Raw genomic sequence first — 11,793 nt, 5'->3', positions numbered from 1 at the left:
AAAGAGATATGAGTTCGACACGCTATATTATAGTGACTTTGTTGAAAGTTTTAGTAGTGATTTCTTTAGTGATCATCTTATTTGTGGCTGGTACTATGATTGGCTACGGGGTGATCGGTGGAGGCAATCCAAAAGATGTGTTCAAAGAAGAAATTTGGGCTCATATTCTAGACTTTTTTAAATAGGTAATCATATAAAGACAGCTCAAACTGCTTTGTCAGTTTAGGTTGTCTTTTTGTTTTAGTTAAGGGAAATTATTTGTAATTTCACTGTAATATAAAGGGATGTTCTATTGTTTTTGGTCTGTTTACTAGTCTAATATGCTGTAAATATAACAATAATGTAGAGTAGATATTTTTTTGACTATTTTAATGAGGAACAAATAGTGCTTGCTAAAACTGGTTATTTTTCTGTGAATGTACTTATTTATTCTGAAAAAAATGAAAATATTTCCAATGTAACAAACAATAAAACGTTTTCTTCCGTGCTGTAACGTAGCTTTAATTAAATGGTAACCATTAAGAGCTTGGCGCGTGTTATGATTGCTCCCGTACGAAATTTAGGGAGGAAACAATTTAATGAAACGAAAATGGTTAGCGATTTTATTTATCATTACCTACTTTATTACAGGAGCAGTTATACCTGTATACGCAGCTGAAAATAAGAGCAGTGATATCAAGAGTTTGACAGATTACACGATTGTGCCAGAATATAAAACCAAAAAATTATCGAGCTCAATGATCCATTCAATAACGGATGGAAAAGCATTTCAATTAGTAAAATCTGATATTTTAAATAAAGAAAAAATAGAAAAAGAACAAGCTAAGAAGGCCAAGGCAGAAGCTGAAAAAAAAGAGCAGCTTTCAAAACAAAAGGCTGAATCTGAACAGAAACAAGCCGAATTGGCAAAACAGACAGCTGAAAGTAGCAAACCTAGTGGTCAAAAGCTGATCATGGAAGCAACAGCCTATTCTTGTAATGAAGGGTTTATCGGTGGAGGGAATTTAACAGCAATGGGGCAAGACCTACGTTTAGACCCAATGGCCATTGCAGTAGATCCTAGCGTGATTCCTCTAGGCACAAAGTTACATGTTGAAGGGTATGGCGAAGCAATTGCTAGTGATACGGGTGGCGCAATCAAAGGGAATATTATTGACCTCCACTTTTCTGATGTAGCTCAATGTATCAATTGGGGCCGCCGACAAGTAGAAGTAACGATTTTATCGTAATAATTGAGCCTAGACAGGTGCCGTGTCTAAAAAGACAAACAGGATGAGTGAAATCTTGTTTTTTTTTTTTTTTATAAATTTACGAAGACCAAAATAACAAATAAGAAAAAAGGTTCTATGCTATAATGAAAGTGATTAATAGGATAAGGAGCGATAAATAGATGAAAGCGACAGTGACAGAAATCGGTGCTAGTGCATTAGATGAAAAAGAACCGATGATTATACTTTTTGGTGAAAGTGCTACAGAGGGCTTAAAAGAATATTCAGTGATTCAACAATTTCAAGAAGTCCCCTCATTAAACATGAAACAAGGTGATTTATTAAAAATCGACAAACAAGACTATACAATTCAATATGTAGGACCGTTTGCGAACGATAATTTGAATAGTATTGCTCATGTAACGCTAGTTTTTGCTGATGTCCCTGAAGAGGATGCGATTGTGAATGGCTTATACCTTGACCCTAGCGAATTTCCAACAATGAAAGTTGGATCAATCATTGAGTATACATCGCTTGGAGTGTGATTGAATGGGACAAGAGAAAGAAAAAGAGAGACGATTTTCGTGGTTTTGGCGTTGGTTTTTAAATAATCAAGTAGTGACCTCACTATTGATCGTGTTACTTATTTTACTGATTTTATTAGTATTTACAAAAGTGTCCTACTTATTTAAGCCAGTGTGGCAATTTGTAGGAGTCGTGGGTTTACCATTGATTATGGCAGGTATCTTATATTATTTGATGAATCCAGTCGTTGACTACCTAGAAAAGAAACAAGTCCCACGAATTTGGAGTATCATTGGGCTATTTATTATAGTGGTGGCATTGATTATTTGGGGATTGGTCGTGATTGTTCCCAAAATACAAGAGCAGACGATAAGTTTTGGCAACCATTTTCCACAATATATTGATACAATCGATCAAAAGATGCAAGAAATTTTAAGTGACCCATTTTTTGCGCAATTCCGTAGTCAGTTAGAGGATATGGGCGATAAGATGATCAATTCATTAGGAGATATTATTCGTAATATTTCTACATTTACAGTTCAAGGTATAGGTAGCTTTTTTGGGGCAGTTGCAACGATCGTTGTTGCAATTATTACGATGCCATTTATCTTGTTTTATCTTTTAAAAGATGGCAAACAATTAGCACCATATCTAATGAAATTTTTACCCAATAAAATGCGCAAACCTACATTAAAGGTTCTTGGGGAAGTTAATTCTCAAGTTTCTTCTTATATTCGTGGTCAGCTGACTGTAGCATTTGCTGTAGCAGTGATGTTCATTCTAGGTTTTTCTTTTATTGGACTTGATTATGCGATCACATTGGGGATTACGGCAGGTTTTCTTAATTTGATTCCTTATCTAGGATCATTTTTAGCAATGGTGCCAGCTGTGTTTTTAGGAATCGTAGGCGGTCCTATTTTACTTGTAAAAGTGTTGGTTGTATTTGTTATCGAACAAACAATTGAAGGTCGTGTGATTTCGCCATTGGTATTAGGAAGTCAACTAGATATCCATCCAGTAACGATTTTAGTCGTGTTGCTGACTTCCGGGAAGCTATTCGGTGTAGTTGGTGTTATTTTAGGAATACCTGTTTATGCAGCAGCTAAGGTCATTATAACGCATGTCTTTGAATGGTATAAAGATGTTTCCAGTTTGTATCATGAAGAAGAAGAATTAAAAAAATTAGAGTAAAAAAAGACCGAAATGGACAAGTATGTCTGTTTCGGTCTTTTTATTTTTAAAATGTTTTACCTAAAGTTGTTGCTTGATCCATTGCTGCACCTAATAATTCCTCAGCTTTTTCAGGATGATGGTCGATTCCTTCAATAAATAATTGATCGACTTCAGCAACACCGATGAAGTTTAAAATTCCTTTTACATATTGGGAAGCAAAATCTTGTCCCTCGTAAAAGCCACCATTTGATTGAATGTGTAGGGCCTTTTTACCGTTAGTTAAAGGTTTTGGTCCTTCTTCAGTGTATTTAAATGTTTTGCCGGCAACATTGATTGTATCAACCCAAGCTTTTAAACGAGTTGGGACATTTAAATTCCATAACGCATTGGCAATGACTACTTTATCAGCGCCTAAGAATTGATCTGTCAGCTCATTGAAACGGGCAACTTTAGTCTGTTGGCTTTCATTTAAAGCTGTAAATTCAGTACCAGTGCGTAATGCACCCCAACCAGAAAGTAATTCTTCATCGATCTCTGGTACAAAATCAGCATAGACATCAAGAATGTCGATTTCATCTGCAGGATTTTGTGTTTGATAACTTTCTAAAAAGGTTTCTAACGCACGAACCGAACGAGATTCTTCTTTAGTTAGCGGGTGTGCTTTAACAACAAGTAATTTTGACATGTAAAATCTCCTTTGAATACCTCAGTATCATTTTTTATAGACAAAAACTATTTTACTAATAAAAAGTAAGGAAATCAATATATTTGCATAAATTATATAAAATAACAAGAATTCAAGAGAAATGTTTGTTGTTTTAATGTTAGAAAACTTGCGAAAGGTGCTGTATTCCACCAATTACATGGACAGCATGGAAACCTTTAGAAGCCATAAATGAGGCAATGATTTCAGAGCGTCGCCCACTATAACTAATGATATGATAGGTTTTCTCTTTATTCAGTTTTTTTAACATATTTGGCAAAAGAGTAGCAGGCAGTGATATTGAGTAGGCCAAGTGTGCTTTTAGATAATTACTGGTTTCACGGATGTCGATAACGTTAAGTTCAGTTTCAGTATAAAGTGTTTCAAAATCTGGAATAGAAATCGATTCAAACATACAACTCATCCTTACGAATATTTTTTTTAAAACTCTGAGCTCGATTGTAACGCTTTTTATATCACTTTGCAATCGGGGTGTGACACTTCTTAAGAGATGTCTAAAAACTATTTACCAGTTGTTTTTTGAAAAGGGTTGCAAATAAACTAAAATCATGTTATGCTGTGCATGTAATAAGGATTGTTACTGTTCGGCAGGCAAAACCTGAATCTTCCATAATTGTTTATTTGGGTGGATTCTAGGTTTTTTTCATTTGTATTTGTAAAAGGTGAGGTTCATCATGAATATTGAAAAAATTTTAAACAACAATGTCGTCATGACAAAAAATGAATCAGGTGAAGAAATTGTCTGTATGGGCCGCGGTCTTGCATTTCAGAAGAAGATTGGTGATGTCATTGATCCAGCTTTTATTGAAAAAGAATTTGTTCTTAAAGATTCCATCACTTCAGGACAGTTTCAGCAATTATTTGCAGATATTCCAGTAGAAGAAGTAGAGATCGTCAAAAAAATTGTCGATATAGCAGAAGAAGATTTAGGCATCGAGCTTTCATCGAATATATACTTAACGTTAACGGATCATGTGCATTACGCCATTATGAGAGCTAAAGAAGGACTTGAAATGCCCAATCCACTAATGTTTGAAACAAAAAAGTTTTATCCGAAAGAGTTTGCTATTGCTAGAAAAGGCGTAGCGTTGATTAAGGAAAGACTGGACATAGATTTCTCAGAAAGCGAAGCTGGTTTCATTGCCTTTCACATTGTAAACAGTGAACAAGCCAATGGCAACATGGAAGTAACTATGTCGGCAACTGAAATGGTGCGAGATATTTTAACGATCATTAGTCGTTATTTCGGTAAACCATTTGATGAGGATTCACTAAATTACCAAAGAATCGTGACGCATTTACAATATTTTGCACAACGCTATTTGCAAAATGAAGCCCACGATGAAGAAGATGATTTTCTGTACGAATTGATTCAAAGTAAATATCCAAAGGCATTTCAATCAGTCCAAAGAATCGATGACTATCTGGTTAAAAAATATCAAAAACCAATCGATAAAGCGGAACAGATTTATTTGACCATTCATATCCAGCGAGTTGCTGGTGAGAAAAAAGCATAACGTTTATCTGTCGTTATTAAAAATTTAGCATTCAATCGAAGCGGATTGTTACTGTTTAGCAGGCAAAACCTAGATTGAAAAAACAAGTGATTCATCTATATTTAGTTTTTTTAAGTATAGTAGAGTATTGTTTTTTCAGTTTAGGTTTTTTTATATAAAAAATTAAGGAAAAGAGGCATATAAAATGAGTAAAAATCAAGAAATCGCTGAACGCGTTCTAACGTTAGTTGGCGGAGAAGAAAATGTGAATAGCGTAGTCCATTGCGCAACACGTCTACGTTTTAAATTGAAAGACGAAGGCAAAGCAGATACCGAAAAATTAAATCAAGATTCAGATGTGATTCAAGTCGTTCAAAGCGGCGGTCAGTATCAAGTCGTGATCGGCAGCCATGTTAGTGATGTTTATAAAGAGTTGATGGCTCATAGTAATTTAGGCGATGATGATTCAGAGAGAGATGAAGGTCCTAAAGGGAATATATTTAATCAATTAATTGATATTATTTCATCTATCTTTACACCATTCTTAGGTGCTATGGCTGGAGCTGGGGTTTTAAAAGGATTTTTAACACTAGCCTTGACGCTAAATTGGTTGACTGTTGAATCAGGTGTTTACGTCGTTCTCTTTGCAATAGCAGATGGAATCTTCACATTCTTACCAATTCTTTTAGCATTTACAGCTGCGAAAAAATTCAAAACAAATCAGTTTTTAGCAGTCTGTTTAGCGATGGCATTGGTTCATCCAAGTATTAGTGCTTTAGCAGGTCAAACATTAAGTTTTGCGGGTATTCCAGTTATTATTGGTGCTAGTGCATATACGTCTTCAGTTATTCCAATTATTTTAGCCGTGTATGTTCAAAGTTATGTGGAACGTTTCTTTAAGAAAATCATTCCTTCATTCTTACAAATTATCTGTGTTCCCTTGGCAGTATTCTTAGTAATGGCGCCAGTAACATTTATTGCAATTGGTCCAATCGGCACGATTTTGGGAGATTTATTAGGTAAAGGCTACAATGGAATTTATGGTATTAGTCCAATCATTGCAGGAGCTGTGATGGGTGGTTTATGGCAAGTATTCGTTATGTTTGGTATGCATTGGGGCTTTGTACCAATCATGATGCTGAACCTTTCTCAAGCAGGTGGCGGTGTTGATACAATGGCACCAATGTTATTACCAGCTGTTTTAGCACAAGGTGGCGCAGCGCTAGCAGTCTTCTTTATGACAAAAAATGTAAAATTAAAAGGGTTAGCTCTTTCTTCTACAATGACTTCAGTATTTGGGATTACTGAACCAACTGTTTATGGTGTCACTTTACCACTTAAAAGACCGTTTATTGCGGCTTGTATCGGTGGAGCTGTTGGTGGAGCATTTATCGGATTTAGCCATGTTCAAAACTATGTATTTGGTTTGATCAGTTTACTAAGCTTACCAGGCTTTATTCCACAAGATACAAAAGATACATCTGGCTTGATAGCAGCAGTTATTGGAACAGTAATTGCGTTTGTGATTGCATTTGTCTTAACGTTTATTTTAAAATTTGAAGATAAACCAGAAGCAGGCAGTGAAGCAGCTACTAAAGGCAACAGTTCTAATTCAGCAACGCAACACGGCAATAAAAATGATAAAATCGTCTTAACAAGTCCAATTACTGGAACAATCGTTCCTTTAGATAAAGTAGAAGATCAAGTGTTTTCATCTGGTGCATTAGGTAAAGGAATTGCTATTGAACCAACATTGGGTGAGCTTTATGCTCCTGCAAATGGAGAAATCACAACACTATTTCCAACAGGTCATGCGGTCGGAATCACTACAGAAGACGGTGCGGAAGTATTGATGCACATCGGAATGGATACTGTTGAGATGGATGGTGATGGATTCGAGATTCTAGTGAAACAAGGCGATAAAGTCAAACAAGGGGATCTCCTAGTTAAATTTGATATTGAAAAAATCAAAGCAGCAGGTCATCCTGTTGTAACACCTGTTGTAGTTACAAATAGTGGTGACTATCTAGATGTATTAGATATGGATCAAACAGATGTTTTACATGGTGAAGATTTCTTGGCGATTGTACGTTAATTTATAGTTAAGGTTTACCGCTTTAAATTTACTTAGCTAAGGGGGCTGAAAAAGTTAGCCCTCTATGCTTTTAGAATAAGGAGGAATAATAATGTCAACGAAAACAACTACATTTCCAGATGGATTTTTATGGGGTGGCGCAACTGCAGCGAATCAATTAGAAGGTGCTTATCGTTCAGATGGTAAAGGCTTATCAGTAGCAGATGCAATGCCTGGTGGTAAACAACGCTTTCAAATTTTAGGAAGTGATACATTTAATTGGGAAATTGACGAAGATAAATTTATTTACCCTAACCATCGTGGAATCGATCATTATCATCGTTTTAAAGAAGACATTGCACTGTTTGCAAAAATGGGCTTCAAATGTTATCGTTTCTCAATTGCTTGGGCAAGAATTTTCCCTAAAGGGGACGAAGCAACACCAAATGAAGCAGGATTGAAATTTTATGATCAAGTGATCGATGAATGTTTGAAACATGGAATTGAACCTGTTATTACAATTTCACACTATGAAATGCCTTTACACCTTGCGAAAGAATATGGTGGCTGGAAAAATCGTAAAATGATCGATTTTTTTGAAAAGTATGCAACGGTCGTTTTAACTCGCTACGGCAAAAAAGTAAACTATTGGATGACATTTAACGAAATCAACTCAGCATTCCATTTCCCAGCATTAAGCCAAGGAATGGTCAAAGCAACTGGTGCTGGTGATTATCAAAATGTTTTCCAAGCATGGCATAACCAATTTGTGGCAAGTGCTAAAGCAGTTAAAATCGGTCATGAGATCAATCCAGATATGCAAATTGGTTGTATGATCATCTACGCGACAACCTATAGTATTGATGCAAATCCAATCAACCAAATGGCTACACTAGCTCAAAATCAAGAATTCAATTTTTATTGTACAGATGCTCAAGTTCGTGGTGAGTATCCAGCTTACCAACAACGGATGTTTGATAAATATGGTGTATCTGACTTGGAAATTGGTGCGGATGATTTAGAATTAATGAAACAATATTCTGTTGATTATATTGGTTTTAGTTACTACATGTCTTCAGCAGTTAATGAAACAGCGGAAGAAGAAGATACGGTGATCGGTAACTTATTAGGCGGCGTGCGTAATCCATTTTTGGAAGCAAGTGAATGGGGCTGGCAGATCGATCCAGAGGGAATAAGAATTGCATTAAATGAATTATATGACCGCTATCAAAAACCGCTATTTATCGTAGAAAATGGCTTAGGTGCAATTGATAAAGTTGATGAAAACTTTTATGTAGAAGACGACTATCGCATTGATTATTTACGTCGTCACATTGAAGCGATGTCTGACGCGATTAATGACGGTGTTGATTTAATGGGTTATACCCCATGGGGTTGTATTGATTTAGTTAGTGCTTCAACAGGTGAAATGAGTAAACGTTATGGCTTTATCTATGTGGATTTAGATGATAATGGTGAAGGCACAATGAATCGCTATGAGAAAAAATCATTTAATTGGTATAAACAAGTGATTGAAACAAATGGATCGGATTTAAACTAGCATGAAAAAGAGCCCTAACTCAGTGATAAACTCTGAGTTAGGGCTCTTTTGATAAACAATTGTTAATATCTGAATAAGCCATTTGGAAAGCTTGTTTTATCGGTTACGGTGAAATTACTGTGAGTCAAATAGGTAACCTCTTTTTTCAAAGTTTCCGCTTGCTGAAGGTCACCAATATTTTCAATTAATTTGATAAAGTCATATAGATACTCCATGTAATGGTGCTCTCCCGTTACTAAATACTCTAGCAAGTTATTTAAATATTGGAGATTCATACGAAAATTATAATTTTTACCTTTTTTATCTTGTTTTTTTGCAATTGATAGATACTTCGCTGCACCTTCATAATCTCTTTCATGAATTCTAGAGGAAATGACATTTGTAAGCATATTATAAGCAAAATTCAAAGTTGTAGAATCTCTTAAATCCTCATCAGAAATTGGAATTGCTCTTGAAAGAACTAGGTCTTGTTGTTTGGTACTAAAAAATCTAATAGTATTTGATATAATTAGATAATCGAATTGTTGATAATAATCTTTTTTTAATAAGTATTTGACTATCTCTTGAATCTCTTTATCAGTAATAGGATCAATCTCACTCCAAAATTGAGAAAAGTAAACTTTAATAACAATATAATTTGAAAGTTCTTTTAAATTGTGTTGAAACTTTGCTAGTTTAAGATAGTAATCAACTAATTTTTGTTTCATAGATTGATTATCTAAATGTTCAGCACAATAGTAAAATAGTGCCTTAAATTTTTTTTGGTCTTCATCCAAAGAGATTCGTGCAAAAAATTCTTCAGGTGAGAGGGATAATTTTTTTAAAATTTCAGCTAAAGTATCAATTCTGATAATTTGTTTCCCGTGCTCGATACGGGAATAAGAGGAAGGATCTAAATGATTATCCAACATTTCTTTTTGTGTCAGATGTAATTTCTTTCTGAAAAATCTTAACGTTTCGCCTATGTTCATATGATTCACTCCTAAAAATTGCACGTATGATAAGAAAACAAGTGTTTTTGTGTAAAAAACATATATTATAAAAAAAAAGCATTTATTTTAGTGTTTTATGCAATTTTATCCAATTGTTGTTTATTTAAGTCTTGTTGTTTGTTAAAATAATCTTATGAAAGATATTTTTATATAGAATAGCTTTTATAAATAATCATAGATTGGAGGGAGAAAAAATGACTTTAGGTGTTGCTGTTGTATTGTTTAGTTTATTTGCTTTCACTGTAGGAACTTAAATCTATAAGCATCTTCTAACATTTCAAAGCTTGGGGAAGTTTAGTGCTGTTAGAAGATGCATCGACAGTATTTTTAATAAAATACTATTTATGTAATTATAACATTGATATAAATAAATTGGTAGTTATTTTTTACTATTATGGAAGATTAATTTACAAAATAGAGATAGACAATCATGACTAAGAATTACGTTCATGATTGTCTTTTTCTTTGAAGCAGTTTTCTAATTGTTGTATAGTAAATTTACAAGGAGGAGTGACTATGGGAGAAGCAAAATTAAAACATCCTTTTTTTGTTATTATTGGTCCAAGTGGTTCGGGTAAAACCAGAGTAGCAGAAGCAGTTTTTCCGAAAGAGTACAAGGTGGTTTCTCATACAACACGTCCAATTAGAACTGGAGAGCAAGATGGTACGGATTATTATTTTGAAACAAAAGAGCGATTTGACTATTTAGTGAATACTAAGTCATTAGCTGAGTATGATACTTATCATGGCTATCACTATGGGGTAGGCATTGCGGAGTTAATGAACAGAACAAAGAATCATTCTGCTTATGATGTATTAACGATCAATGGTTTTCAGGAAATTCAAAATCAATTTGGAAGTATGGTTATTCCGATTTTTTTAGAAGTATCCAAAAAAAATGTTTTATCAAGGTTAAAAATTAGAGAAGTAAACGAAGAAGTCATAAATGCACGTGGGGCACTTTATGATCAGGAATCTACAAATAAAAATACAGTGATGAACTATCCGCATCACTATATTATCGATGCGAACCAACCATTCGAAGAAGTTGTTAAGGATGTAAAGCAAGCAGTAACTGAAGTAATGCAACTTAAGCTAGGATGAAATACGCTATTCATCTAGCTTTTTTGTGCTTAATTATTGGTTTAAAGAATGTTCCCATGAAAAACTCACACCTTTTCTATTGTTTTTTCATTTTAAATTGCTATGATGACATCGTTTCATATGACGGTGTGTCATGTTGTGGAGAGGGAGGAACAAAATGCCAAAAAGTACTTTTTTCCATTTATCAGAAGAAAAGCAACGTAGGTTGTTGGAGGCGGCTTCGATTGAATTTTCTAGAGTTGCACTGAAAGAAGCATCCATTGCTAATATTATAAAGCTAGCTGAGATCCCCAGAGGTAGTTTTTATCAATATTTTGAAGATAAAGAAGATCTTTACTATTATTATTTTGATTTATTAAGTCAGGATAGAAAAAGTGAAATCACAAAATGTGTACAAGAATCAGACGGAGATTTATTTGACGGAATGGAAAATTATTTCTCAAAAATAGTTTTAGAAGTATTATGTGGACCACATGCAGGCTTTTATAAACGTTTCTATATGGAGAGTAATTATCGCTCGATGGTGCGGATTTCGCCTGAATTGCAAACGATTAAAAAGAAGGGCGAAAAGTCACAGAAAAAGCGTCACGGGCATCAACTCTATACCTTGATTGATCGATCTAAACTAAAGATTGCGGATGAAAAAGAATTTAAAATGGTGATGGAAATACTGATGAATATCCTTTTTACTTCGATTGTAGAGGGGTATCAAAAAGACGACGATTCTCTTAAAAAGGATTCTAACGAGATCATCAACGATTTTAAAATCAAACTAAATTGGGTGAAAAACGGACTCTCTAAATAAGTTGTGTAGTATCTAAATGAAAAGACTAGAATAGGATCAAGAATCCATTTATAATCTAGTCTTTTTTAGTATCAGTAAGAAAAGTCAAAATAAAAATGGAGATTCTTAACAAGTTTCAATATTCACAAAAT

At 34.4% G+C, this 11,793-nt stretch carries 12 protein-coding genes; 9 read left to right on the top strand and 3 right to left on the bottom strand.

What is annotated here, in order from left to right:
• Nucleotides 1-8 precede the first annotated feature (8 nt).
• From ATZ35_RS15880 to ATZ35_RS15865, 4 genes are all read left to right on the top strand, one after another.
• Nucleotides 9-185 carry a DNA-directed RNA polymerase subunit beta gene (locus ATZ35_RS15880; protein WP_086279034.1) on the top strand — a complete coding sequence of 59 codons (177 nt, stop codon included), beginning with the start codon at nt 9-11 and terminating at the stop codon, nt 183-185.
• A gap of 393 nt (nt 186-578) precedes the next feature.
• Entirely contained in the window at nt 579-1,229 is a 651-nt protein-coding gene (locus ATZ35_RS15875; protein ID WP_208928096.1) for a 3D domain-containing protein, read from the top strand.
• A gap of 161 nt (nt 1,230-1,390) precedes the next feature.
• A complete protein-coding gene (locus ATZ35_RS15870; RefSeq protein WP_208928095.1) occupies nt 1,391-1,753 on the top strand; it encodes a PTS glucitol/sorbitol transporter subunit IIA in 363 nt (120 codons plus the stop codon).
• Nucleotides 1,754-1,757: 4 nt separating this feature from the next.
• Nucleotides 1,758-2,924 (top strand): AI-2E family transporter, encoded by a 1,167-nt coding sequence (locus ATZ35_RS15865; RefSeq protein ID WP_208928094.1) that lies wholly within the window; start codon nt 1,758-1,760, stop codon nt 2,922-2,924.
• Between the two features lie 46 nt (nt 2,925-2,970).
• Here ATZ35_RS15865 and ATZ35_RS15860 read toward each other — a convergent pair whose 3' ends face one another.
• Both ATZ35_RS15860 and ATZ35_RS15855 read right to left on the bottom strand, forming a co-directional pair.
• Nucleotides 2,971-3,591, bottom strand: coding sequence for an FMN-dependent NADH-azoreductase (locus ATZ35_RS15860; protein ID WP_208928093.1), 621 nt, complete (start codon nt 3,589-3,591; stop codon nt 2,971-2,973).
• 139 nt (nt 3,592-3,730) lie between these two features.
• Nucleotides 3,731-4,024 (bottom strand): rhodanese-like domain-containing protein, encoded by a 294-nt coding sequence (locus ATZ35_RS15855; protein WP_208928092.1) that lies wholly within the window; start codon nt 4,022-4,024, stop codon nt 3,731-3,733.
• Between the two features lie 280 nt (nt 4,025-4,304).
• Between ATZ35_RS15855 and licT the strand changes: the two genes are divergently transcribed.
• The 3 genes from licT (at nt 4,305) to ATZ35_RS15840 (ending at nt 8,761) form a co-directional block, all read left to right on the top strand.
• The gene (gene licT, locus ATZ35_RS15850; RefSeq protein ID WP_208928091.1) at nt 4,305-5,147 is read left to right on the top strand and encodes a BglG family transcription antiterminator LicT; all 843 of its coding nucleotides are present in this window, start codon (nt 4,305-4,307) and stop codon (nt 5,145-5,147) included.
• Nucleotides 5,148-5,331: 184 nt separating this feature from the next.
• Nucleotides 5,332-7,221 carry a beta-glucoside-specific PTS transporter subunit IIABC gene (locus ATZ35_RS15845; RefSeq protein ID WP_208928090.1) on the top strand — a complete coding sequence of 630 codons (1,890 nt, stop codon included), beginning with the start codon at nt 5,332-5,334 and terminating at the stop codon, nt 7,219-7,221.
• Nucleotides 7,222-7,312: 91 nt separating this feature from the next.
• A complete protein-coding gene (locus ATZ35_RS15840) occupies nt 7,313-8,761 on the top strand; it encodes a glycoside hydrolase family 1 protein (RefSeq protein WP_208928089.1) in 1,449 nt (482 codons plus the stop codon).
• A 62-nt stretch (nt 8,762-8,823) separates the two neighbouring features.
• Here the strand turns inward: ATZ35_RS15840 and ATZ35_RS15835 are convergent, their stop codons facing one another.
• Nucleotides 8,824-9,732 carry a helix-turn-helix domain-containing protein gene (locus tag ATZ35_RS15835; RefSeq protein ID WP_208928088.1) on the bottom strand — a complete coding sequence of 303 codons (909 nt, stop codon included), beginning with the start codon at nt 9,730-9,732 and terminating at the stop codon, nt 8,824-8,826.
• 537 nt (nt 9,733-10,269) lie between these two features.
• Here ATZ35_RS15835 and ATZ35_RS15830 point away from each other — a divergent pair.
• Together ATZ35_RS15830 and ATZ35_RS15825 are read left to right on the top strand one after the other, a co-directional pair.
• On the top strand, nt 10,270-10,857 hold the full coding sequence (locus tag ATZ35_RS15830; protein WP_208928087.1) for a nucleoside/nucleotide kinase family protein: 588 nt from the start codon (nt 10,270-10,272) through the stop codon (nt 10,855-10,857).
• A gap of 157 nt (nt 10,858-11,014) precedes the next feature.
• The gene (locus ATZ35_RS15825; RefSeq protein WP_208928086.1) at nt 11,015-11,662 is read left to right on the top strand and encodes a TetR/AcrR family transcriptional regulator; all 648 of its coding nucleotides are present in this window, start codon (nt 11,015-11,017) and stop codon (nt 11,660-11,662) included.
• Nucleotides 11,663-11,793: the final 131 nt, after the last annotated feature.

This window comes from Enterococcus rotai (genome assembly GCF_001465345.1).
GTDB lineage: Bacteria > Bacillota > Bacilli > Lactobacillales > Enterococcaceae > Enterococcus_L > Enterococcus_L rotai.
This window is presented reverse-complemented; position numbering and strand designations above follow the sequence as displayed.